This is a genomic window from Bacillus sp. DE0042 (assembly GCF_007680225.1).
Lineage (GTDB): Bacteria > Bacillota > Bacilli > Bacillales > Bacillaceae_G > Bacillus_A > Bacillus_A wiedmannii.
Genome location: NZ_VEJP01000001.1, coordinates 1,693,214 through 1,717,859 on the forward strand (window position 1 = coordinate 1,693,214; position 24,646 = coordinate 1,717,859).

A 24,646-nucleotide genomic window follows, 5' to 3' on the forward strand; every position below is an offset into this window, starting at 1 on the left:
GGTTTCTCTGGATCCGTTGTTTCTGGTTTCTCTGGATCCGTCGTTTCTGGTTTCTCTGGATCCGTCGTTTCTGGTTTCTCTGGATCCGTCGTTTCTGGTTTCTCTGGATCCGTCGTTTCTGGTTTCTCTGGATCCGTTGTTTCTGGTTTTTCTGGATCCGTTGTTTCTGGTTCTTCTGGATCCGTTGTTTCTGGTTCTTCTGGACCTGGTGGTGCTAAAGAAGTCAATTTATTCAATACTTCTAATTGAACTGGACTTATCATTCCTTTTGTAATTTCAAATGGAATTGGATGAGTTAATTTTTCATAACCTTTTGGTGCTTCTACTTCTACAAGTGTGTAGTGACCTACAGATAAGTCTGAGACTTTCGCTTTTCCTTCTTTATCTGTTGCTACTTTCGTTACTACTTTGCCTTTTTCGTCATGAACTTCAAACACTGCCCCTGATAATACATTCTTACTTTCAGCAGCCATTTTTGTAATTTCTACTGAACCTTTATCTAACTGTTCATTCTCTACTTTTAGTGATAAAACTTCTGTCATACCTTTTTTGATTTCGAATGATACTGGCTCTGTTAGTTTTTTGTAGCCTGGTAAATTTTCTACTTCTACTAATTTGTAACTCCCTACAGATAGGTCTGAAATGTTTGCTTTTCCTTCTTTATCTGTTGTTACTTTCGTTACTACTTTGCCTTTTTCATCTTGCACTTCGAAAGTTACGCCCGCTAACACTGTTCCACTGTCTTTATCCACTTTTGTAACTTCTACATTACCTTTGTCTGTCATTGCATTTTTTACTGTTATTGGGAATATGCCGTCCCCTGTTACATTTACTTCGAACTCTGTTTCTTTTAATTGGTATCCTTCAGGCGCTTTCGTTTCTTTTAAAATATATTTCCCTGGCGCTAACGGTTTAGAGATTGCCTTACCATCTTTATCTGTAACAATATGCTCAACTACTACACTGTCTTTTACTATATCAAACTCTGCATTTGCTAATGGTTTTTCACCATTTTCCGAATCAATTTTCTTTAATTCGATTTGACCCTTTTGCAAAGTATTTTTGACTTCAATGGCTTTTGTTTCACCAGCTTGAAGTGTAACCTCTACTGGAATTGTTAATTTTTGATATCCTTCTGGCGCTACTGTTTCATAAATTTTATACGTCCCAGGAGCTAAAGTTTGAGGTATTGAAAAGCCGTTTTCGTCCGTTATCAGTTTTGCAACAACTTCATTTGCACTATTTCGAACTTCAAATTCAGCACCTTTCAACCCTTTGTTCGGATTCTCAGCATCTATTTTATGAATCGATACTGTACCTTCTTTTGGAGCTTCAGGCGGCGTAACAGTTACTTCTTTCGATGTTAATGTTTTATCATCAAAATGTAATTCCGCTTTATTAGGAATCTTCTTATCTACGTAAGAAGATAAATCTGCATTAGCTTTAATTTTCGCCTTAATGCTGAGGTTAATTACCTGGTCTTCATATGACTTATAGTCAAAATTCTCACCAAACGCAAATGTTACTTCACTTCTTTGTTTATCTATATTTAACGTTCCTTTAGAAGTAATATCTTGACCATTTTGATCATATACTTTTGCCTCTAATACTTCTAAAACATCTTCTAAATCATCACTAATTACCATTGACGTATAATTAGGTGAATTTTTCGGTATATGTGTACCAACTTGGTATTGAATAGCTTGATCCATTTGTGTTAACTGCTGATTCTCTACAATCTTACCATTCTCATCTACTATATTTTTTTCAATGCTAGGTGGATTATCGTCACCTGAACCGGTTCCTCCCCCACCACTTACGAATACTTCTCCCACTTTTTCTTCAGTTACAATATTTTTACCTTCTAATTTCACTGTATTTTTATGAGGCTTTGCAGCAGGATTAGTAATCTTTGTTTTATATCTTAAAATATAACCTTTTGAGCTGTCTGGAAATTCAATTGTAAATCCAGTTTTCATTGCATTAATTTTAATTTTAGATAAATCTGCTGGCTTAACATTTGTTGCTGCATATCCATCTTCAAATACAGCCTCTTCTAATATTAAGCTATCTGTAATTAATTCATGCCCAGGTCCCAATGTGTCTGTTAATTTAAGATCTTGCATTTCTGTTCCAGTTGCATTTACATATACCGTCCAGTCTGCAATTGAAGGATCTTCCTGATTATAAGAACCCCATTTCAATAGATTATCTGTATTGGGCTGTGGCTTCGGTCTCTCTGTCGTATTATTTACACTTACTTCTTTATTTACGATTTGACCATCAACGTTAAATTCTAATGGGATTTTTTTAATACCATCATATGCTTCTAGACCAAAATAAAATTCTACGAATAAAGAACCTTTAATGTTATTCTTTCCTTCTACGTAATCACCCATAGTACATGTCAATAGACCCTTTTTCATCTCACATGTACCAACTGTTTTTCCTTCAGCATCTTTTAAAGGAAAACTCATATTCATAAGATCTTTTCTGAATTCTTTTGGCATATCAATTGTGAATTGATCTCCACTTTTTATTTTTTCTTTAGCTGACCACTTCACTTCTACTTTCATGCCATCTGAGGCTTGATATGGTTCAGACGTTGTACCATCAGTACGGGAGATATTAATCTCGTCCACTGGATTTTTTATCACAGCGGCTTGAATAACTGGAGCCCATACATTTAGCACTGAAAATAATACTAGAAAAACTAATGAAACCACCGAAATATGCCTTTTAGTACTTTTCATTTGCATAATTCCCTCCTATTTTTTATATTTATATAACAAAAAAAAAGACCGTCCGGTTGCATCAAAAATGTGCAACCAGACGATCTTAGTAACCAATATGTATTACCGTAGACTCTAAGCTTTGCGGCCTATCCTTTCGAATAGTGTGCTAAAAATATTTTTTATTCTTTTTTTGTTTCATTTTCCTCTTAAACCAAATATTACTATACCGTCTGGACGGTTATGATTCAATACTCTGTAAAATTTTTCTATTTTTCTAATAAAAAAAATAATTCACCAGTGCATTAAATAAGCAATGGTGAATTATTTTACATTATATAGTTCGCATATTCTATTTATATGAATTACAAATAAGAGCTTGAATCACTTTTTCTCTTAATTCAGGGCTTAGTCTTCCAACCCCTAAATATTCCGAATACCATAATCCATCTGCCGCTAATCTAATAATTGTGGCACAAACTGAATCTATCTCATCATTTTCTATTTTATTTTGCAGTTGCTGAAATGACTGTTGTAACGGTTCAAGTAATTCAGGTTTTAGCATTAATACTGCCATCATACTACTCCCCAGCTCTTCTACTCTTCTCTCATTACTTAATCTTTCCTCTACAAAAGAACGTACCCACCTTCCTTTCTTCTCTAAGTCTTCCGCAACTTTATTGTGAATAGCGTCTTGATACTCCTCCGTCCCTTTGAGTATCATGCCCTCTATTAAAGCTTCTTTAGTTGAAAAGTGATACAACAATCCACCTTTACTTATCCCCGCCTCTTTTGCTACCGCTTCTAAAGTTAACTTAGCAACCCCTTTACATTGCACAATTTGAGAAGCGGCTGCTAAAATCTTTTGCCTTGTTATACTTATACTCATTCCTTTTTAAAACCCCCATTTCTACTAAATTTATATAAATGCGTATCTTATTTTTAATATTGCTGAGTAACAATAAATATTTTCTTTATACAACAAAGGCTCCATTACCTTTGAATTTTTCGTTGCTTCTTCTATTAAAAATTTCCATATCATTCAATATGATAACATTAAACACTCAAAGTTGACTATACATCTATACTTTTATATTCATTGAAAATATATCCATAAACACGAAATGTATAAAATTAATTATCCTTATATATCTAATCTGTAATTTAAAGAGGTTTATATTTTCATAAAAATAAAGTGGAATTTTATAAGGATGATTCCATTGAAAAAATTTTCTATTAGTTATTTAATATGCTTACTGGTTTTTTCTATCATTGTGAACGTTTTACAGTATACACTAGTTCCAAATTATGCTGACTCCTGGGGCCGATTTGGGTATCTATTATTATGTTTTCAATTCTTGGAAGCATTCCTGTTCTTATCGGTTGTTTATTAGGTGAATTTTGTTATAGAAAAATAAAAGGAAGTCACGAATTAAAAATCGGTATTCCTTTATTTATATTGTTAGGTATTTCCTACAGTCATTTATTCTTTATGTGGTTTAACGACAGAGATTTTCTATCCTTTACTTTAGAAACCTTTCTGAATACTGGCATTCCTATTACTGTATCATCTTTAATGTTTTATCTTATAAGACGGTGTTAATTCTTTCATCATTGCATAAAAAAATGTTATTACTCCTGATAAATTGAGTAATAACATTTTCCTTACTAAATTTGCTTCCAACTAGCATCCTTCACATCTTCACTAGTCGGCTTTCTAACTGATTTCACAAAGTATTCCTCGCAAGCACGAAATGCAATGAAATTTTTCTGTGCTTGTCTTAACGAAACTACATTCGCCCCGCCTTCAAAATCAGGATCGTTAAACTGAACCTCATCATCTTCCCAATAACATATATTACAAATTTCATATGTATCTGGTGGTTCTTCTTCTATTGTTCTATACCCGCAGCATGGACATGTGTATTTCATTTTGTCACTCCATTATTAACTTGTTTTTTCTCCCATATATTCCGCCCCACAAAGAATGTAACAGCGCAAATCATAGTTATTCCCATGACAAAAACATTAGAATCTTCATATGTAGCTGGCATTCCTACCGTTACAGAAACAATACTACAAGCTAAAAGTAAATATAATAATAAAGATATAATATAGCTTAGTTTAAATCGTAAAATGATACCTCTAAACAATAGTTCACCAAGTAGACAGCCACCTAAAATGATAGGTACTCCAAAATACAATGTAAGGACTCCCATTTGCGCAGTAGATTGAATTATTTTACCAAGTAAGTTCGGCGAAACCAGCTCACTATTGTTTCCCATCCTATCATATAAATCAAGTGCCGTTGCTGAAATAAAGAAACTTAATATAGAAAATGAATATGGTATTAAAAATTTGCTCACTCTCATTCACCTCGCTTTTTTGTTTCACATATATTATTCATTATTTTCACATGAAAAAATAGCCCTCTATGCTAAAACATAGAGGGCAGAATTTTTATATAATAACCTATACCTTATCCTGAAGTGCTCCCCATAAACAGAACATCTAAACTATCTGTGCCTTATATTCTTTAGGGGATAGGTGGTTATTAAAAAGTAGTGTCTTCTTTTTTATAATATTCTTTTGAAATCTCTTCATAAAATGCAGCTGATGTCGTGTAGAAATAAGGTACTAACCATAAGAAACCGATTCCTAAAGTAAGAATACTTAAAATGAACCAACCTAAGAAGCTTAAGCATAGTAAAAAGTAATCCATTTTATGTCCATTCATCATACGACGACTTTCAGTAATCGCTTGATTCGCTGTATATTCTGGATGATCATTCAAAATAAAATATGTCATAGAATAAGAAAATGATTTAATAATACCTGGAATAATAAGAAGTAATGTCCATAGAATCAAGTACACATTCATTAGTAAATATGTTAAAAACGATTTCATAAACTTACTTCCATCGTTAAACCATCTAAATATATGACCGATACGAGCATTAGTCCCACGAATTACATTTAAAACAAAATAAGAAGCACCCACTGTTAACGGACCGATAATAAACATTGCAATAATAGTTACTGTAAGTGACTCATTTGCTGCTTCCCAACCCCAAAACATCGAGAAAATACCTGTGGTTAGCATTTCAACAGCTCCAATAAGGATTCCGACTAATAAGGTTGCCCCTACCGCTAACCCCCATTTTCCTTTTAATGCATCAAGTGCTGCTCTTTTTAACTGACTTATCATATATAGCCTCCTAATACTTTTTCTATATTAGTATACCATTTATATCAAAAATTCCACAGATTTCCCTGAAATAGAAGTATACTACTTTTTCGATATATGTGCGCTGTAGCTGTACTAATATATGGATTAAGCCCCTCATTTTCCTATAATAAAAAAAGCCTGCCTTTCATAATAGGCAAGCTTTTTCAAGTTAATCTTCACTTAATTCCTTCTTATACCAATCCTGCATTCTCTCCGCATCTGCTACTCTCGTATGCTCTAGTTTATAATTCGATGATGCGTTAGAGAACTTATACGTACATAAATCCGCTCGGCGCTGGAAATATGATTGTGTTTTTTCCATTGATTGGACATGTCTTCTTCTAACAAGACCTGTATATTTTCCGACGCTGCGATATACAAGCGTAATTTGCTCCCCGTTTACACTGTAACCATTTGTTTTAAACGTTCCGTATCCAAGTGTAAAGATAAGGATCGCGAGTGGAATCAACGCCCACATGATGTAATACTTTTCAAAGTATATACTTATTCCAGTAAGCGGGATTGCTAGCATTGCGAAGAATATAAAACTATCAATTAAGTAACGACGTAATGCTGCTTTTGGTAATGAAATAATGTTTGTATTCAGTTCGTATGGTAATTGTAAATGTGCAAGTAACTGTTGTACGCGATCTTTTCGAATGATAGGATGCAGTGTAACTTTTTCTTTCTCGTCACCCAGTCCTTTACTTTGAATGACTTCTACTTGCACAGCACAATAACCGAATGGCTGACGTAAAATACTTTCTTTTATCGTAATACCTTGAATACGATGTAACTTTAGGGCGAGTTCTTTTTTCTCAAGTAATCCTTGCGAAATGCGGACTTCATCATTTCTTCGATTCACTGTGAAATCTCCATGTTTTAACGCGTAACCAATTGTCGATATGATCCACGAAAGGACGATCAAAATGACTATCATGAAAATCCAGCCATATATATCATGTTCCATTACATACGACTTTACGCCATTCTCTATCCATTTTGGAATGTACTCATCTACTTGATGATACACGAAAAAGATTAATGAGAATAATAGTCCAAACTGACCAGATGTAACAGATGCTAATAAAATTTCTTTCCAAGTTAATTTGTATTCTGTCGCTTGTTTTTCTTCTGTAACGATTTCTTTTTCGACTACTTTTTCTGATGTATCTTCTGCTTTCACTTCTGGAGTTGGCTCATTTAGCATTGCAATAAGCTCTGTTGCCTCTTCTACTGTAATACCAGCTAAGCTAACTTCTGCATCATCGCCTCCGCCAGCTGTTTCAATCTGAATTTTCTTTAAGCCAAGCATTTGATATAACACGTTAGAACTTGTGTTAATCGTTTGAACACGTTCTTTATTTAAATAGCTCTCCTTCTTCACAAAGAGCCCTTGTTTCACATGCAATACGTTATTTTCAATCCAATATATTGTGTAATACCATTTTTCAAACGCTGAAAAAACGGTAAGTAAACCGAATGCAGCGGGAATTAAATACCAAAACGGGAATTTTCCGTTTAAGCTAAACATGAAAATAATGAGTGGTATAAAGTCTGTTATTTTTAATTCTAATAACATCGTGATTGGATGCTGCCTCTTATACATCCTCATCACTCACTTTCGCTAATTCTGCGATTTTCGTTTTCAACATTTCTGCTTCATACATCGTTAAGCCTGGGATGCTGTGAGAAGTTGCCGCTGTTGAAATGTGTAATTGTGCTAATCCATACTTTCTCATAATCGGCCCTTGTTCAATCGTAACGTGCTGCACACGAATCATCGGTACTAATACGCGCTTTACGACGAACAGACCGTGCTGAATTTCAAGTTCTTCTTCATTTAATTGATAACTATAATAACGCTGACGAAGTTTTGGGAATACGAAGTACTCAAATGGCGCTAGTGCAACCGTTAACCCGATTAACACGTACAAAATCCACGCCCACCAATCGAACTTTATCATGAGGAAAAGGTAAGCTAAAATGACAAGAATTCCGATTCCTTCTTCAATTACAGCACGAACTTTCCACACCTTGACCATGTCAGGGTGAATTTCATTTTTCAATGGATCCATGTAACCACTCCAAATCTAGTAATCTAATATACGAATACTCTCAATCTATATTTTACATAACTTTACATAAAATTGAAATTTAATCTTCTTTCTTCTCAGGAATAAAATATCCGAACCAAAGTAGCCAAATGAAACCGATTAGCTTCAGCCAACTTCCATCCGCTTGAAAAGCTTCTATCATGCCTGGAATTTTATACACTCCAATGAACCCAAGAAAACCGAGCCACCAGTTTTTTTGCATTTTCACTTTTATTCCTCCTTCATTACGTTTTTCACATTTTGAATCCAAATTTCTTTATACTTTAACTGGAATCCCATCAGCATGTAATTACTCATATTATCGATCACAAGCGCTAACGTATGAGCATTTTCTTCCGTTGCATGTTGTGAAACAACGTCAAGTTCTACACCTTTCTTCAATAAATCGTGGAAACCATTTAAGAAATCTTCTTGTATTTCAAATAAGCGTTTCTGATACTTTTCATTTCGCGATGCAGTTACGATAAATTCATTTATAACACGTAATATTCCTTCTTGACCTTCATACTCAGAGAGCATATGTAAACCATCGGCAATTAACTTTTCTGCAAAGTTTTCTTTCGTATATTGTTCTTTATCGAAATAACTAGCGAAATGATAACCAGAAAAAATCTCTTCAAATAAAAAATCAACTAACGCTTCTTTAGAAGAAAAATGATAATAAATAGCCGGTTTTGAAATACCTACCTCTTTCGCAATCATGGAAAGGCTCATCTTCTCAATACCGTGCTCTGCCATGAGTTTAAATGATGCCTCGACAATGTTTTGCGATGTTTGTAAATTCTTTGTCATACTGTACCTCACTTATTTTTACTTACCGGTCGGTAAGTAGATTATAAAATGAAACGAAATGATTTGCAAGTTAGTTAGCGCTTCAGGAGGAATTTATTGGTAAATGCAGAAAAGTATAAAGTAAAAGCAACATATAACAATAAGGAGGATATTCCTATGGGACTTGGCGGTAAAGGCGGTAGTGGTGGCACTGGTGGCGGTGAAGCTGGACAAGATGGTAAGGGTATTAGTAGCGGTTATATCGTACTCATTGTGCTATTTATCATATTAATCGTAGCTGGAGTCGGCTATAGTGGACTCGGTCTTTAGCTTTCATCAGTAAGAAAAGCACTGGCTATATAAACGGCCAGTGCTTTCTATTTTCAGCATTCTTATAACATCATGTGTGTTTCATTATTGATCATCCACTATAATATACGCTGTTCGGATCGGCCCATGTACACCTACTACAAGGTTCATTTCAATATCCGCGCTATTTGATGGACCAGAAACGAAATTTACACAAGCGGGTAGTTTTTCTCCTGCTTTATTTTGATCATGGATTAGTTTTGTAGCTTGGGTTAATCTTGGTACGATCGTACTTTTAGGAACGATTGCAATGTACGACTCCGGAAGAAGACTAACATGTCTCCCCTTTAAGCCGTCATTAAATAGCACAACGGTTCCTGATTCTGCCAGAGTCATATCACTGAACGTAATGCCAAGGTCAGCAGCTTTCGCAAATGCTATGTCCTCTTCTTTATGATCCGATCCCCACATACGAAAATGTGTTGCACCTTCACTTTTGAAAAGTGGAGTAAGACCGTATTCATGAAAACGCTCATCGTTCGCATACATAGCGGATCTAATATTCCATTCTTGTAGTAAAGACCCCAATGTTCCAACAAGATTTTCTTTCGTTGTTCGCTTTACTTCTGTATGAATGACTTCGCAGTGCTCTATTAATTGTAATACAAGTTCATCTTGCGCGAGTCCATCAAAAACAGTCCACTGCGGGGCAAAAGACCATTTCGGCTTTTCCACTGCTTCAGGACGTTTTCTACCAAGCTTTTCTGATAATTGGAGTAAAAATTCCTCACGATTTTGGATGGCCATCATCTTTCTCCTTTACGTGTTTTTCAAACCACTTTCGAAACGGTTGTTTTTTCGGAATCGGGAAATCTCTCGCATCCGTCCACGCTTTTAACGGCCCAATGCCACGCTCGATTTTATCACCTTTCGCAAGAGGTTTTAATGCATACGGAGCGCTCTTCGCAGCAAAAGAAAATAAGCTAGGACTCTTCACTACTTTTTCGAAACCTTTCATCGCCGCGTTCCAAGCTACCGGTGATCGTTTTTCTTCTACTATGCGGCTGCGATGTTTAATTAATAAGTCGTGTAACGGGATTTTCACTGGACACGCTTCTGTACAAGCACCACAAAGGCTAGATGCATAAGGTAAATCCTTATATTCATCATATCCCCCTAAAAGTGGTGTTAATACAGCTCCAATCGGTCCTGGATAAATAGAACCATATGCATGTCCGCCAATATGCCTATATACAGGACAAACATTAATGCATGCTGCGCAGCGAATACACTGCAGAACACTTTGGAATTCTGTTCCTACAATATCGGAACGACCATTATCCACGATGACTAAATGAAATTCCTCAGGCCCATCTGTCCCACCAGGCTCCGTTAATCCTGTAATATAACTTGTTAACTTTTGTCCTACAGAACTTCGGCATAGAAGTGTTACTAAAACATCAAGCTCTTCCCATGTCGGAACAATACGCTCCATCCCCATAACTGTAATTAGCGTTTTCGGAAGTGTCGTAGTAAGCCTTGCATTTCCTTCGTTTGCTACGATAGAAATGGACCCGGACTCTGCAACCGCAAAGTTACATCCAGTCACTCCTATATCCGCCGCAAAGAAATCATCACGTAAATAGCTTCTTACAAACCTCGCCATTTCCGTAGGGTCAGATGTTCCAGTGTAATGTAACTTTGTTTTAAATATTTCACAAATATGTTCTTTATCTTTGTGAAGGCATGGAACAACAATATGTGACGGCGGATCGTGGTCGTTCACTTGTAGAATAAATTCAGCAAGATCTGTTTCTAGCACTTCCGCTCCAGCTTCTTCAATCGCCTCATTCAAACTAATTTCTTCCGTTACCATCGATTTTGATTTCACAATTTTTTTCGCGTTTTTCTTTTTTACAATTTCTTTTACGTATTCCCTTGCGTCTTCTGCCGTCTTTGCAAAATAAACAAAACCACCGTTTTTCTCAATATTTTCACTTAGTTCATATAAATAATAATCAAGGTTTTCTAATGTATGCTTTCGAATTTCTTCTCCTAAAGCTCGCCATTCTTCCCAATTCCCAAGACTCTCAGTCGCTTTTAATTTCTTGCCCCTAAGACCATCTTGCGCTTTCCTAACCGCCTGTCGCATAAATTGATCGCCAATACCGGTTGCAGTACGCTTATGAAAGGGATCGTTCCCAATTCTCATTCCCATCTGTATATCCCCCTCTTATTTTCGGTCCTCATTTAATACTTGAGCAATATGTTTTACATCAATTGGATAGCCATTGCGTGTTAAGCGTCCTTTTATATTCATTAAGCAGCTACAATCCATCCCAATTAATAAGTCCGCACCGGTTTCCATAATATGCTTTACTTTCTCCTCAACCATTTGTTCAGAGATTTCTGGCATCTTTACTGAAAATGTCCCTCCAAATCCGCAACAATCATAATTATGCGGCAGCGAAACTACTTCCAGTCCCTTGACACATTTTAATAATTTTTGCGGTGGTTCTTTAATTCCCATTAATCGGCTCATATGACAAGATGTATGAACTGTTGCTTTTTTATGAAGCACCGCACCTAAGTCTTCTTTCCCTAATACTTCAACGAGAAATTGTGTAAATTCATACGTTTTCTTCGCAAGTTCATTCGCTTTTTTCTTCCACTCCATTTCACTGTCAGAAAATAAGGTAGAAAACTCGTGAACCATCATCGCGCACGAACCCGATGGTGCCACAACATATTCTGAATGAGCAAAGGTTTCAATCATATGTTTTGCCGCTGTTTTTGTTTCTTTCACGTACCCGCTATTATAGGCAGGCTGTCCGCAGCAAGTTTGGCTTTTAGGAAAGTCAACTTCACACCCTAAATCTTCAAGAATTTCGACGACATCACTTCCAACTTCTGGATAAAAAACATCTGCCACACAAGTGATAAATATTAATACCTTCATATTTGCACCCCTAAATACAGTAAAGTAATCTCAAGTAACTCTATTTGTATATTATTGGTAAAAAGATGAAAAATATGAATAAAAATAACAAAAAGCATCCTAAATTACACATTTAGGATGCTTTCTTTTTAATTTCTATTAAGTAGTCGCATACGATAACAATTCATCGTCACTTCTCCGAGTCTTTGCAGTAATTGATAGTTCGCATATGCGCCAACCGGGGCACCGATTATTGGTACGAGCTGAAGCATTTTTGCTAAATCGATATAGTCTCGGTACTCTGTTTGGAACTTTTCCCAGTCCATATGATTTTCTTCTTCTGTATCCCACGTTTCGATTGCTTTCCATATTTCTTTTCGGTGATCGTCACTTGAAAAGGCAAGTTGAAAAACGTGAAGGATAAAAAGGCGCTCCTCTTTGTTACTCGTATCAAATCCGTACAATGTTGCGGCATCGAATAAAAATTTAATTTTAATGCCGAGTAAAAGCGGAAAATCAGCAAGGCCAAGGAGAATACCGCCAGCTCCCGTCCCTGCTCCTTCTGCCGCTGCTATTTTTTTGTACTCATCCATTTTTTTACGTACTTCGTCGTCTCTTCTTTGCAATGACCAGTTCGTCTCTTTTAATTTCGGCTTTATAAAGTTTGATCCGGCACTAATTGTTTGCACCATCATCCGAATCGTTTCCGTTAATACTTTTTGCACTTTCGCCGGAATAAGCTGTTGTACTTTCGTCTGCACTTTCTTAGACAACCGTGTCATCATAGAAGAATCTTTCATGAATGTAGCTTTCCACTGCTCCAATTCTTTTATAACCTTCTCTTCGTATGTAATCATAGGTTCATTCCCCTCAATTTAAACGCTCAATACGTTTCGCCCCGTATTGATAAACGAAACCGATACTAAATACTATGCTTACGACTAGTAAAATTCCCGTCATCATGAAATCTTTCGTCGCAAGGGCGAATATAACTGTAAATACAACGCTGCCGATAATAAGGATCGCATTTAATAAGACAAGAAAATCTTTCTTCTTCTCTTCTCCCCCTACCGGATACAAATCAAGCCAAATCTTCATGCGGTGATGTTTCCATAAAGTTAATAGCTGATAACCGATTAAGTATAGGAAAATAAGGCTTACGATAAATCGTCCATATAAAAACGGAATGAAGTAAAGAATAACTCCTCCAAGAGCGAGCAAACGCACATATAAGCCAAAATAGTTACCAGATCGTAAAAACGTTCTCGTATATAAGTATAAATATGTACGCTTCTCACCAATCATCGAAAGAATGAAATCAAGCCATTTTCTACGTACTACTCTTTCTTTTAATGCTGGTACATCAATGAACATGTTCGCGATGCGGTACAACAGCATCATCTTCTTACCTTCTTCAGAAATTAAGTACTCCCAGTTTAGCGGCTTTCCCTTCACCATTTGATGCAGTACTACAAGGTATAACACCATGAGAAGGATGATTCCGCCAACAAAAATAACGGAAGTACGCTCTACAAGGAAGTACACAAATAAACCGTTTAAAATAAAACGAATGAACCAATCCGCTCTTTGTATATTTTGATCTGTTAAAAATGATTTTTCCCACGCGACGAATAAGTTCCACGCTTTTACAATGACAAACGCGAGCACAATCCATATGTAAGCCGCTCCTGTTTGCTTCATTTGCTGGAAGTATAACGGGGCAAGCGCAGCCGCTACGATTGCGATTATGTATAACTGAATCATAAACGTAAAGAGAAATGCCTTTGTAAAGTAAGGTTTTAACTTTTGTTCAACTGGCAGCAAGTAAACGAGATCCGCTTCTTTTAATAACGTTTGTATCGATCCGGCCGTTAATACGAGTCCAAGCAACACTGCCATAACGAGCGCTGTCGGAAACGACGGTGTTAACGTTTGTAACCATTGCTGGTAATAATACGCTCCTGCGCCGATGATGAATACGAAAATAAATTTCAAATGATCATTAAATACGTATTTACTATATGTACGAACTTCTTTTAGAAAGTGACGAAATCGTTCTTTCCATAATGCTGTGCTATTCATAATCTTCTTCCTTCGTTAATGCAATATAAATATCATCTAGCGTTGCACCTGGCATATTAAAATCGGATTGCAGTTCAGATAATGTTCCCTTCGCTCTTACTTCGCCTTGATGCAGAATAATAAACGAATCACAATAACGCTCTGCCGTCGCTAAAATATGTGTACTCATTAAGATTCCTGCACCGCTCTTTTTCATTTGATCCATCATTTGAAGAAGTGATTGAATCGCTAACGGATCAAGCCCAACGAAAGGTTCGTCCACAATATAAAGAGATGGTTCCACTAAAAACGCACTCATAATCATTACTTTTTGTTTCATCCCTTTTGAGAAATGAGATGGAAACCATTTTAAACGATTTTTCATGCGAAATTCTTGTAATAGTTGCCCTACACGTTCTTCATATTGTTTTTCATCGACACCGTACGCCATCGCTGTTAACTTCAAATGTTCTTCTAGCGTTAGCTCGTCATATAATACCGGTGTTTCTGGGATGAACGAAAAACTAGAACGGTACGCTGTCATATCATCACGAATTGTTTTCCCATTAATTGTGACAGTTCCTTTTTTCGGTTCCATTAAACCGATAATATGTTTAATCGTCGTACTTTTACCCGCTCCATTTAAACCGATTAAGCCGACAAGTTCGCCTTTATTCACAGAGAACGAAACATCTTTTAGTACAGGTCGCTTCGTATATCCTCCTGTAACATTTTCTACACGCAATAACTCGCTCATACGACACCACTTTCTTCATTAGTATTCATTCTATATTCATCTTACCAAAAATAGCGCTGTACTACATAGTATCGATGCCCTCAAAAAAAATTTAAATTTGTTCGCATATATTTTTCCGAAAGCGGACATCATAATTAGTGAAGAAGGAACACATTGAAAAAGCGACCACCAATTGATGAGTACAACAACATAGTGAAGTCATCATGAAATGGGGTGTCCATGTTGGACAAAGAAATTTACACATAACCAGATCATTTGTTTCATTTTAGAAACGGGGTGTCTCCGAAAGAGCATATACTGTTTTAAAAAATAAACAATTTCCTTTTATAAAGATTGCAATTCATTTCACTTGAAAATGGGGTGTCTACGGCAGAAACTTTAGCCGATTTACCGTGCATTTCTTAAATAAATGAGGTGTCTGCGAAACGTAAATTACGATAATGCTTTTTCAATCCCTCTTCAGAAAACAGGAAGCTGAGTCAGCTTCCTGTTTTTCGTGTTTGTTCTCTTATATAATTATGGTAAAATACGGCTAAGGCTACTTGAAAGGATGAGATCAATGAACCATACAGCGGACAATTGTATTTTTTGTAAAATTATTGACGGGCAAATCCCTTGCTCAAAAGTATACGAAGATGAACATGTGCTTGCATTTTTAGATATTAGTCAAGTAACAAAAGGACATACTCTTGTTATTCCAAAAGTTCACAAACAAGACATTTTTGCGTTAACGCCAGAAATCGCATCACACATTTTTTCTGTCGTTCCGAAAATCGCAAATGCGATTAAAGCAGAGTTTAATCCAGTTGGCTTCAACCTACTTAACAATAACGGTGAAAAAGCTGGACAAACTGTGTTCCACTTCCACCTTCATTTAATTCCACGCTACGGTGAAAACGATGGTTTCGGTGCTGTTTGGAAATCACATCAAAATGAATACACAATGGAAAATTTACAAAACATCGCAAGTACAATTGCAAATAGTGTGAAATAATGACACTATAATAAGAAGTAATACATAACAAGCCACTTTCCTAAAGTGATTACATATTGCACGGCTTGTTTCTCCATTCAAGATGCCAGGGAATGTGCATTGCACACTTTTCTTTCCCTCGTCTTAAAGATATGCATATTTTTTCACATCATGAATACGAACAAAAAATAAGGAGGTTTCCTTTTATGTCAAAAGCTAAATCCTTTATTACAGGTGTCATTTGCGGCGGAGCAGTTGCTGGATTAGCCGTTCTTTTCTCTACTCCTTCTTCTGGTAAAGCTATGCGCGGTAAGCTGAAAGAAAAAGGAACTGATATTAAAAAGACTTTAGCTGATATTACAGCTGATACAAAATTATTAAAACGTCAAATCGTTGAAACTGCTTCGGAAGGTAAAGAAGTGTTTCAAGAATTAAAAGAAGATATGCAAGACACGCTTTCTAACTGGAAGCAAGATATTTCTCAAAACAAACGACATATTGAGCAAGAAATTTTGGACATTCAAAAATCAATTGAGAAACTACAAGAAGCTGTTCCGGAAAAAGCGTAAACAAATTCCTGCTTAGTTTTTTGCATATAACAAATATTTTTTATATAAATTGACCTTAACACGGCATATCACACAGATATGCCGTGTTTTTATGCATTTACAATATATGTTATCACTTAACATGTAAGGACAACACATGTATTCACGACTCATAAAACGCTTCCATGCTTATGCATGATTTGTATAGAATGTCATTTTTCCGAAAAATTTTCACAATTCTCACAAAAAGACTTTATTAATTTTTACTTTACTGGCATAATAGATAGTAATGAAAAAGAATGTTAAAGTGGGTGAGTAAATGAAAAGTGGAGAAAAAGATTACTCGGTAAAAGAAGCGATGATTTTCAGCCAACGCATTGCTCAATTATCGAAAGCGTTATGGAAATGCGTAGAGAAAGATTGGCAACAGTGGATTAAGCCTTACGATTTAAACATTAATGAGCATCATATTTTGTCAATCGCTTATCATTTAAAAGGGGCTTCTATTTCTGAGATTGCTAAGTTTGGAGTTATGCACGTATCAACGGCGTTTAACTTCTCGAAAAAGCTGGAAGAACGCGGCTATCTTGTGTTCTCGAAAAAAGAAGATGATAAACGAAATACGTACATTGAGATTACAGACAAAGGGGAAGAATTACTACTTCGCTTAATGGAGGAGTATGATCCTGAAAATAACTCTGTATTTAATGGGGCTCTTGCACTTCGTAATTTCTATGGTAAGTTCCCAGAAAATATCGAACTTATCGCTATCTTGCGCAACATTTACGGACAAGACTTCATCGATATTTTTGAGAAATCATTAGAGAATATTGAGGAGAACTTTACGGAATCCGATCAGAAGTTAGTTAAGAAGTAATCTATTTATTTTTTCGCAATCATGCTTAAGAATTCATTCATAAGCGGGTTAAATAAACCTTGTTTTGCTAGCGCTTCCGCAGTTTCGTGTACTTCGAGCTGATGTGGAAGCGCTTTTTCAAATTGATCTAACAGCGCATCGAACAAAAGAAGCCCTTCTGCTTTCTCCACTACATATTGCTCGTTCAATATTTCACAAAGATTTAGTATACGTTCAATATCTTTTTTACGAGCTTTTTTCTTTATGATTAAAGAATAAAATGGACACTTTTCTTCATCAATCATTTTAAATAGTAGGTCTACGTAGTATTCAGCTTGTTCTAATCTTCTAACAACGTCCATTTTCTCCCTCTCTTTCTAACACAAAGTCTTCTATTTCTGAATTTTATAACACGAACAAAATATCGTATGATACAATATATAAAGTATATGTATTTTAGCCAAAAGGAGGTCTCGCCTCATGACACTTATAACAGTTGTTTTTGTCGCATTCGCACTTCTTGTTATATTTTACACGAATTTCATGACACATACACTGTGTGAACGAAAACAAATAGCTGCGAGCCGCCAACCCGGTGTCTTTCGGGTTATTAATGTATGTATAACAATTTTATTAATTTCTAGTTATATAGAAATTATATTTCATGGAAAGTGAGGAAGGAAAGCCCCTTCCTCACTTTTTCCTCTATAAGCAAATTATACCTACTATAACCAATAAAATAAACAGTACAAGTAATAAAATAAGTTGAGAATTCATCCCCATCCCCTCCTCTTTTCTATATATGCGGCATGCGCCCAATAGGCTACACCTTCAAAATCTGACACGTACTGGTTAAATTTTCTTTATCAATATGAAATCGAGTCGAAATATGATATATTAAATTTTGTACATATTGCTTATACTATGAAATAAATGACACGCATCTTAACTTTATCCTCAGCCTCGGTAAGCCCTGTTAAGCGCGCTTTACCAACGAAAAAAGCAAAAGTATCAGTGAGACTTAATCGGGCTCTTATGAACCAAAATTCATTGGTGTAGGATAAATTAAAAATACATAATAGTAGGAGTGTTTATCGAATGAAGAAAGCTATGCTTGCCTTAGCCGCAACAAGTGTAATCGCATTATCAGCATGTGGAACAGGATCATCATCAGACAAAATCGTTACATCTAAAGCTGGTGACATTACAAAAGACGAGTTCTACAATCAAATGAAGACACAAGCTGGTAAACAAGTACTAAACAACATGGTTATGGAAAAAGTACTTATTAAAAACTACAAAGTTGAAGACAAAGAAGTAGACAAGAAGTTCGACGAAACAAAAAAACAAGTTGGTGATCAATTCGATACACTATTAAAACAACAAGGCATGAAAGAAGAAACATTTAAAAATACTATCCGTGCCTCTCTAGCTCAAGAAAAAGCAATCGAGAAAACAATCACTGATAAAGAATTAAAAGATAACTACAAGCCTCAAGTTAAGGCAAGCCACATTCTTGTAAAAGATGAAGCGACTGCTAAAAAGGTTAAAGAAGAACTTGGACAAGGTAAATCTTTCGAAGAGTTAGCGAAACAATACTCTGAAGATACTGGTTCAAAAGAAAAAGGTGGCGACTTAGGATTCTTCGAACATGGTAAAATGGTTAAAGAATTCGAAGATGCTGCTTATAAACTGAAAAAAGATGAAGTAAGCGAACCTGTAAAAACACAATTCGGTTACCACATCATTAAAGTTACAGACATTAAAGAGCCAGAAAAATCATTCGAGCAATCAAAAGCTGACCTGAAAAAAGAGTTAGTTGCGAAGAAAGCACAAGACGGCGAATTCATGAACGATCTTATGATGAAAGAAATCAAAAAAGCTGACGTAAAAGTTGACGATAAAGATTTGAAAGATCTTTTCAAAGAGCAAAAAGCTGACGATAAGAAAGACGAAAAGAAATAATGAAGTGAAAAAAGCTTGGGCTTCGGCCCAAGCTTTTTTTGTACGCTCTCTTCTCGTGATACATTACGTGTAGATTGGATAAATGAAATTATATGATTACTTCCCCGATTCTACAGAAAGGTTAACATCTTTTTCGTTTTATGGATCGTGTAAAATCTTAGTTACTTATATATTTACATAATCTTCGTTAACAGAAGTTGATTTTGTCATTCATTTAACTAAAACCATCTTTTATGCATTTCACTTAAAAACATTTCTGTGATTTTAAATCCAGAGCTTTCTCCGATAATAGCGTCAATCCCACAATGCGGACAAACTGCTGTGTTATCATCATCCCACCACTCTGTAATTTTGTCTGGATTGAAAATTTCCAAACAATAAAAACAACCACATACAACATCTTTTTCTAAATGTTTTCTATTACGAGAACAAAAGCGATGCGCTTCCTCAAAATGTTTTTCCATCAGTATCCCCTATTCCTCATTTTCTTTTATGCTTTACTTAGGTTCTCCTCGACAAAATTTCAATTCTTTCTTAAAGAAAAACCAAAAACCTTGATTCCATCACACACGGAACCAAGGTTTATCTTATTATCATTGATTAAATTAAGAAACTATGTTAAATTAGTACAGAAACACGTTTCGGAAAATATTCAGAACGTATTTATCCGTATCTTAATTGTACACCAAAACACATCTTCAGTCAACCTCTATTTTTCACTTTTAAAGGAGTGCTTACCGTATGAACAAAAAACTTGATTTAGAGCAAAAACGATTGGATACCGTAATAGAAACGATTACGGCGCAAATTGATAAACTGGAAAATGAAACTGGCAGACGCCGGGCGGAAGTAATCCATATTCGTAAACACTTTTGGGATGACGTGAAAGTGAATACTGATACTTTTGATGATTATCTTGAAACAGTTATCAACTTAAGACAACAAGCTCAGTCACTAGCTGTCACACAAATTACCCATAAGCACACCTTTAATCGACTTGCCGCATTAAGACGTATGCATAAAGCACCTTATTTCGGACGAATTGATTTCAAAGAAGAAGGAGAATCTGCTGCGGAGAAAATTTATATCGGCGTAGCTACACTTACTGATGCAAGCGGAGAAAACTTTCTTATATATGACTGGCGCGCACCTATTTCGAGTGTGTACTACGATTATCCGCCAGGACCGGCTGAATACAGTACTCCAGGCGGCGTAATTCACGGTAATGTAGAGAAAAAATTACAATACATTATTCAAAATGGCGAGATTGATTCTATGTTCGATACGAGCCTTACAATTGGCGATGAAATCTTGCAACAAGCGCTTGGAAAAGGTACGAACAAACATATGCAAAGCATCGTTGCTACGATTCAGCGCGAGCAAAATGAAATTATCCGTCACGATGAAGGCCGACTACTTATCGTGCAAGGAGCTGCTGGTAGCGGGAAAACATCAGCTGCCCTGCAACGAATCGCCTACTTACTATATAAATATCGTGAATGGTTAAAAGCGGATCAAATTATTCTCTTCTCCCCTAACTCTATGTTCAATAGCTACGTTTCTAACGTACTACCTGAACTCGGTGAAGAAAATATGCAGCAAGTGACATTCCAAGAATATTTAAACCATAGACTCAGTAAGGCATTTGACGTTGAAGACCCTTATGAGCAATTAGAATATATGTTAACTGAAACGAATAGCCCTACCTATAAAACGAGAAATGCGAGTATTCGATTTAAAGCATCCACTCAATTTTTCGAGATGATTAGAGCGTACAGACAATCTCTTGAATCTTCAGGCATGCTATTTAGAGGAATGAAATTTAGAGGAAAGTTAATTGCTTCTGCTAAAGAAATTACAGAACAATTTTACAACACTGACTCCTCCCTCCGCTTCCATAATCGAATTGAAAAGTTAACAGATTGGCTAAATAAACAAATAGATGCAATTGAAAAAGCAGAACTGAAAAAGCCTTGGGTAGAAGAAGAAATTGAATTACTGAGTAAAGATGAATACCAAAAGGCTTATAAATATTTACAGAAAAAAGGCGAGTTTGACGACAACTCCTTTAATGATTATGAGAAAGAAACGAAAGTACTTGGACGTATGATTGTCCGTAAAAAATTGAAACCACTTCGTAAAGGCGTTCAAACATTGCGTTTCATCAATTTCACAGGCATATATAAACAGCTCTTCACAGATGCATCATGGGTGACTGGAGAAAAACCGAAAGAGTGGGATGACATTTGTTCATTAACAGTAAACATGCTCGATGAAGGAAAGCTATATTATGAGGATGCGACTCCATTTTTACTTTTAAAAGAATTAATTGAAGGCTTCCAAACGAATAGATCGATTAAACATGTACTCGTAGACGAAGCACAAGATTATTCACCGTTTCAATTTGAGTTTTTAAAACGTCTCTTCCCTGCTGCAAGAATGACTGTACTCGGAGACTTTAACCAAGCGATATTTGCCCATGCGAGTGAAGCAGTGAATTTCAATACACTTACTAGCTTATACGGACCAGATGAAACGAACGGTATCAACTTAACTCGTAGCTATCGCTCAACAAAACCAATCATTGAATTTACACGTGCTCTCGTACCGGAAGGAGAGAACATTCACGCCTTTGAACGTGACGGCGAGAAACCTACAGTGACGAAAGTATCGAATGCCAACGAACTGCACCAGCATATTACTGCAAAAGTTGCTGAACTACAAAAACAACAGCACAATACGATCGCAATTATATGTAAATCTGCAACTGAAAGCGCCGCTGCCCACGAAGCACTTAGTCATATCGAGAATATTAAACTCGTGAAGAGTAACTCAGCCGAGTATGAGCAAGGAATTGTCGTGATCCCTGCTTACTTAGCGAAAGGTATCGAATTTGATGCTGTCATTATTTACGATGCTTCTAAAGATGTGTACAGCGATGAGAGCGTTCGTAGATTGTTCTACACAGCTTGCACGCGCGCAATGCATGAGCTACAACTTTATAGCGTTGGCGAGGTTAGTCCTTTTATACTTGGGGCTGATTCGGAGAGTTTTGAGCTTACAACGAAAACACCTTGATAATTATCAAGGTGTTTTTCTCATGCTAAACGACATATCTTTACGTCGATATACACTTAACACGATCCCTATTAAAAGCGCATGGAATACAGTTGGTGTTAATCCATAACTAATAAAAGGCAACGATATAGAAGCAATCGGTAATAAACCTAAAATCATGCCCACGTTATAAATAAACTGGACTACGAAAAGAGTCATTCCTCCAATGAGAAGCAATTTACCATATCGGTCATTTATTTTATAAGATATGATTACTAATCTTGCTGCAAAAAGAGAAAGAACGAAGACAAGAATGAGCGCAAGCCAATACCCATAATAGTAAGTCAAACTTGCAAACACAAAATCAGTATCCGCAGCAGGGATGAACTTTGTATCTCCAGATGTACCAAACCAACCAGCCGACGACATTACCTCTTTTAAACGTATATACATAAATCCTGCGCCACGTGCATCACGCTCTGGATTTATATACCCTAAAAATCTCTCCAAGTAGTATCTTTTTGCTGAGGCCACGGAAAAGGATACCTTAATAATAAATAAACAAATGGGTACAACCGTAATAATCACTGCCGTTTTCTTTCCTAATTTACTCCACCAAAGCATAACAAAGACCATTGCGATATAAATAAACATTGTTGAAAAAGCGGATCCAATCAAGAATAAATACAGAGAAAATAAATACAAAGCCACAAGATACCTAACTTTCAACCTACTATTATTGAAAAAAGAAGCCCAACCTAGAAAAAAGAACGGCACTGCCATTAAACGACTAATTGCAACGGGACCAATTTTTATTAACGGTTCTCCAGCCACCAAAGCGTTCGGAAAATAATCTAATATTAACAAGATAAGTACACCAATTGTATAAAACAGCCACCCTAATCTCTCTAATTTCCGATAATCAGTCAGCATCATCACTACAACTGTTGCAATACCGAGAATAACAGATATCACCTTATTCATTAGTAAGTCATTCATATATCCAAAAGCGAGAACCGGCAAAAACCCTAACCCCATAGCAGCCACTAACAAAATAAGCAAGAACCAATCCACCTTTGGCTTATGAAGTTTATTAAGTTCCTGCCCTAATTTAATTGGACTTCCCATTTGCTCAACAGCCTTATCTTCAGCAACTTCCTCACTTAACCCTTTCTCTACCCACGTGTTCTTCGCCTGTTTTAAGTGAAAATCTAGTTCAGTTGCTACAAAGCTCTTTGCTTCTTTTGATTTAATATGGTTCGTAACTTCGCTTACAAAACGCTCCCCTTTTTTATTCAATTTCGCCTCACTCCTGTACTAAGCCTTTTAATATAAATTGTACCTTCGTAGCATTTTTCTCTGCCTTTCGCAGCATCTTTCTTCCTTTATCATTTAATTGATAATATTTCGCTCCTTCATGATCCCAACTTGATTGAATAAAACGATTCTGTTCTAGACGATGTAATACGGTATATAAAAAACCTTCATTTCCTTCGAATTTTCGAATCCCTCTCCCTCGTAGTAACTGTGACAATTCGTATCCTGTTTTTTCATTACTGAGGAGTTGTAAAATTGCTAAAGAGATGTCCTCTTCCTTTTCGTTTGAAGCATTGATTTTTTCGCGCACCTGCTTTCGATGTTGATCGGAAAAACTCAAATGTTTAAACGTTGTATTCTCCATTGATTTTCGCAGGCCTTTTAATCGATCTTCCATTTGATTACTCCTCCAATCCTTTCTTCAAAAGCTCCTTCGCTTTTTTCAGTCTCGTTTTTATCGTGTTTTCTTTCACGTCTATTACAATGGCAATATCTTTAATTGGTAATTCTTCATAATAAAATAGATAAATGACTTCTCGATATTTTATCGGTAAATTCATTACTGCAGAAGCGAGCTCACGGTCCTCCGCATTTTGAATCACAGTTTGTTCGACACTATCATTTTGAACCCCAATATAAGCTGATTCATCTTCTGTCACGATCACCTTTTTGTTATACCAACTTTTTATATAGTCCTTACATTGATTAATCGCAATTCTCCATAACCACGTTTTCACATTCGACTTCCCTTTGTATGTATGAAGAGATTTATAACATTTCACAAATATATCTTGCGTTACATCCTCAGCAACCTCTTTATTATTCACATATGAATACACAAGCTGTAAGACTTCTTGTCCATACTTATTCATGATTTCATCGATAAGGAGTTCCTTATCTTCTATTTCAAACGCTTCTACCGTTAATTCATCCACACCATTTCCTCCTCCCCATATATTAGACGACGCACCGTATGGAAAAGTTTTATTAATTTATAAAAAATACGGATGATAGTG

28 protein-coding genes, 2 pseudogenes and 1 riboswitch are annotated in these 24,646 nt (G+C 36.1%); of the genes and pseudogenes, 8 read left to right on the plus strand and 22 right to left on the minus strand.

Going from position 1 to position 24,646, the window contains the following annotated elements:
• The 3 genes and pseudogenes from FS802_RS32035 to FS802_RS08505 form a co-directional block, all read right to left on the minus strand.
• Positions 1-181 (minus strand): hypothetical protein (locus FS802_RS32035; protein ID WP_483296237.1); only part of this gene is annotated, 181 nt, incomplete at its 3' end.
• A 46-nt stretch (positions 182-227) separates the two neighbouring features.
• A pseudogene (locus FS802_RS08500) lies at positions 228-2,759 on the minus strand (SpaA isopeptide-forming pilin-related protein); the annotation flags it as partial.
• Positions 2,760-2,820: 61 nt separating this feature from the next.
• Positions 2,821-2,913: riboswitch (cyclic di-GMP riboswitch) on the minus strand.
• A 171-nt stretch (positions 2,914-3,084) separates the two neighbouring features.
• Positions 3,085-3,621 (minus strand): TetR/AcrR family transcriptional regulator, encoded by a 537-nt coding sequence (locus FS802_RS08505; protein ID WP_098653185.1) that lies wholly within the window; start codon positions 3,619-3,621, stop codon positions 3,085-3,087.
• 331 nt (positions 3,622-3,952) lie between these two features.
• On the opposite strand from FS802_RS08505, the pseudogene FS802_RS08510 reads away from it, so the two are divergent.
• Positions 3,953-4,335, plus strand: a pseudogene (locus FS802_RS08510) (hypothetical protein).
• Positions 4,336-4,400: 65 nt separating this feature from the next.
• Here FS802_RS08510 and FS802_RS08515 read toward each other — a convergent pair.
• From FS802_RS08515 to FS802_RS08540, 7 genes are all read right to left on the minus strand, one after another.
• Complete coding sequence (locus tag FS802_RS08515; protein WP_098653184.1) at positions 4,401-4,664, minus strand: CPCC family cysteine-rich protein; 264 nt, start codon at positions 4,662-4,664, stop codon at positions 4,401-4,403.
• Positions 4,661-5,098: a hypothetical protein gene (locus tag FS802_RS08520; protein ID WP_117616440.1), complete on the minus strand. Its 438-nt coding sequence runs from the start codon at positions 5,096-5,098 to the stop codon at positions 4,661-4,663. Before FS802_RS08520 ends, FS802_RS08515 begins: the two co-directional genes overlap by 4 nt.
• Before the next feature lie 188 nt (positions 5,099-5,286).
• On the minus strand, positions 5,287-5,940 hold the full coding sequence (locus FS802_RS08525; protein ID WP_098653183.1) for a DUF975 family protein: 654 nt from the start codon (positions 5,938-5,940) through the stop codon (positions 5,287-5,289).
• 190 nt (positions 5,941-6,130) lie between these two features.
• Positions 6,131-7,570 (minus strand): PH domain-containing protein, encoded by a 1,440-nt coding sequence (locus FS802_RS08530; protein ID WP_144524966.1) that lies wholly within the window; start codon positions 7,568-7,570, stop codon positions 6,131-6,133.
• The gene (locus tag FS802_RS08535; RefSeq protein ID WP_098653181.1) at positions 7,563-8,039 is read right to left on the minus strand and encodes a PH domain-containing protein; all 477 of its coding nucleotides are present in this window, start codon (positions 8,037-8,039) and stop codon (positions 7,563-7,565) included. The genes FS802_RS08530 and FS802_RS08535 overlap by 8 nt, the downstream gene beginning before the upstream one ends.
• A gap of 79 nt (positions 8,040-8,118) precedes the next feature.
• The gene (locus FS802_RS31005) at positions 8,119-8,286 is read right to left on the minus strand and encodes a hypothetical protein (protein WP_176545818.1); all 168 of its coding nucleotides are present in this window, start codon (positions 8,284-8,286) and stop codon (positions 8,119-8,121) included.
• Between the two features lie 2 nt (positions 8,287-8,288).
• The gene (locus tag FS802_RS08540; RefSeq protein ID WP_098653179.1) at positions 8,289-8,870 is read right to left on the minus strand and encodes a TetR/AcrR family transcriptional regulator; all 582 of its coding nucleotides are present in this window, start codon (positions 8,868-8,870) and stop codon (positions 8,289-8,291) included.
• Between the two features lie 156 nt (positions 8,871-9,026).
• Here FS802_RS08540 and FS802_RS08545 point away from each other — a divergent pair, with 156 nt between their 5' ends.
• The gene (locus tag FS802_RS08545) at positions 9,027-9,179 is read left to right on the plus strand and encodes a sporulation protein YjcZ (RefSeq protein WP_141545991.1); all 153 of its coding nucleotides are present in this window, start codon (positions 9,027-9,029) and stop codon (positions 9,177-9,179) included.
• An 84-nt stretch (positions 9,180-9,263) separates the two neighbouring features.
• On the opposite strand, the gene FS802_RS08550 is transcribed toward FS802_RS08545, so the two are convergent.
• The 6 genes from FS802_RS08550 to ecsA form a co-directional block, all read right to left on the minus strand.
• On the minus strand, positions 9,264-9,965 hold the full coding sequence (locus FS802_RS08550) for a LutC/YkgG family protein (protein WP_098653177.1): 702 nt from the start codon (positions 9,963-9,965) through the stop codon (positions 9,264-9,266).
• A complete protein-coding gene (locus FS802_RS08555; protein WP_098653176.1) occupies positions 9,946-11,376 on the minus strand; it encodes a LutB/LldF family L-lactate oxidation iron-sulfur protein in 1,431 nt (476 codons plus the stop codon). The genes FS802_RS08550 and FS802_RS08555 overlap by 20 nt, the downstream gene beginning before the upstream one ends.
• A gap of 15 nt (positions 11,377-11,391) precedes the next feature.
• A complete protein-coding gene (locus FS802_RS08560; protein WP_144524968.1) occupies positions 11,392-12,117 on the minus strand; it encodes a (Fe-S)-binding protein in 726 nt (241 codons plus the stop codon).
• A gap of 128 nt (positions 12,118-12,245) precedes the next feature.
• Complete coding sequence (ecsC, locus tag FS802_RS08565) at positions 12,246-12,953, minus strand: ecs operon protein EcsC (RefSeq protein WP_098200925.1); 708 nt, start codon at positions 12,951-12,953, stop codon at positions 12,246-12,248.
• Between the two features lie 13 nt (positions 12,954-12,966).
• The gene (gene ecsB, locus FS802_RS08570) at positions 12,967-14,178 is read right to left on the minus strand and encodes an ABC transporter permease EcsB (RefSeq protein WP_098653175.1); all 1,212 of its coding nucleotides are present in this window, start codon (positions 14,176-14,178) and stop codon (positions 12,967-12,969) included.
• Positions 14,171-14,914, minus strand: coding sequence for an ABC transporter ATP-binding protein EcsA (gene ecsA, locus FS802_RS08575; protein WP_071711167.1), 744 nt, complete (start codon positions 14,912-14,914; stop codon positions 14,171-14,173). Before ecsA ends, ecsB begins: the two co-directional genes overlap by 8 nt.
• 559 nt (positions 14,915-15,473) lie before the next feature.
• Between ecsA and FS802_RS08580 the strand changes: the two genes are divergently transcribed.
• From FS802_RS08580 to FS802_RS08590, 3 genes are all read left to right on the plus strand, one after another.
• Positions 15,474-15,908, plus strand: coding sequence for an HIT family protein (locus FS802_RS08580; RefSeq protein ID WP_001016840.1), 435 nt, complete (start codon positions 15,474-15,476; stop codon positions 15,906-15,908).
• Positions 15,909-16,093: 185 nt separating this feature from the next.
• A complete protein-coding gene (locus FS802_RS08585) occupies positions 16,094-16,456 on the plus strand; it encodes a YtxH domain-containing protein (protein WP_000030297.1) in 363 nt (120 codons plus the stop codon).
• Positions 16,457-16,754: 298 nt separating this feature from the next.
• Positions 16,755-17,312 carry an HTH-type transcriptional regulator Hpr gene (locus FS802_RS08590; protein WP_000834920.1) on the plus strand — a complete coding sequence of 186 codons (558 nt, stop codon included), beginning with the start codon at positions 16,755-16,757 and terminating at the stop codon, positions 17,310-17,312.
• Between the two features lie 5 nt (positions 17,313-17,317).
• Here FS802_RS08590 and FS802_RS08595 read toward each other — a convergent pair whose 3' ends face one another.
• The gene (locus tag FS802_RS08595) at positions 17,318-17,653 is read right to left on the minus strand and encodes a DUF1878 family protein (protein WP_048561777.1); all 336 of its coding nucleotides are present in this window, start codon (positions 17,651-17,653) and stop codon (positions 17,318-17,320) included.
• A gap of 118 nt (positions 17,654-17,771) precedes the next feature.
• On the opposite strand from FS802_RS08595, the gene FS802_RS08600 reads away from it, so the two are divergent.
• On the plus strand, positions 17,772-17,966 hold the full coding sequence (locus FS802_RS08600) for a hypothetical protein (RefSeq protein ID WP_000172690.1): 195 nt from the start codon (positions 17,772-17,774) through the stop codon (positions 17,964-17,966).
• Between the two features lie 30 nt (positions 17,967-17,996).
• On the opposite strand, the gene FS802_RS31850 is transcribed toward FS802_RS08600, so the two are convergent.
• Positions 17,997-18,110, minus strand: a complete 114-nt coding sequence (locus FS802_RS31850) for a hypothetical protein (protein WP_002007073.1) — start codon at positions 18,108-18,110, stop codon at positions 17,997-17,999.
• Positions 18,111-18,389: 279 nt separating this feature from the next.
• Between FS802_RS31850 and prsA the strand changes: the two genes are divergently transcribed.
• Positions 18,390-19,256, plus strand: a complete 867-nt coding sequence (gene prsA / locus FS802_RS08605) for a peptidylprolyl isomerase PrsA (RefSeq protein WP_098653174.1) — start codon at positions 18,390-18,392, stop codon at positions 19,254-19,256.
• A gap of 218 nt (positions 19,257-19,474) precedes the next feature.
• On the opposite strand, the gene FS802_RS08610 is transcribed toward prsA, so the two are convergent.
• Complete coding sequence (locus tag FS802_RS08610) at positions 19,475-19,720, minus strand: cytoplasmic protein (protein ID WP_098653173.1); 246 nt, start codon at positions 19,718-19,720, stop codon at positions 19,475-19,477.
• 277 nt (positions 19,721-19,997) lie between these two features.
• Here FS802_RS08610 and helD point away from each other — a divergent pair, with 277 nt between their 5' ends.
• Positions 19,998-22,334, plus strand: a complete 2,337-nt coding sequence (helD, locus tag FS802_RS08615; RefSeq protein WP_098653172.1) for an RNA polymerase recycling motor HelD — start codon at positions 19,998-20,000, stop codon at positions 22,332-22,334.
• Between the two features lie 6 nt (positions 22,335-22,340).
• Here the strand turns inward: helD and FS802_RS08620 are convergent, their stop codons facing one another.
• From FS802_RS08620 to FS802_RS08630, 3 genes are read right to left on the minus strand one after another with little or no spacing between them, the layout of a single operon-like run.
• A complete protein-coding gene (locus FS802_RS08620) occupies positions 22,341-23,612 on the minus strand; it encodes an FtsW/RodA/SpoVE family cell cycle protein (RefSeq protein ID WP_064056315.1) in 1,272 nt (423 codons plus the stop codon).
• 7 nt (positions 23,613-23,619) lie between these two features.
• Positions 23,620-24,027 (minus strand): PadR family transcriptional regulator, encoded by a 408-nt coding sequence (locus FS802_RS08625; protein WP_073517651.1) that lies wholly within the window; start codon positions 24,025-24,027, stop codon positions 23,620-23,622.
• A gap of 4 nt (positions 24,028-24,031) precedes the next feature.
• Positions 24,032-24,565: a sigma-70 family RNA polymerase sigma factor gene (locus FS802_RS08630; protein WP_064056316.1), complete on the minus strand. Its 534-nt coding sequence runs from the start codon at positions 24,563-24,565 to the stop codon at positions 24,032-24,034.
• Positions 24,566-24,646 lie beyond the last annotated feature (81 nt).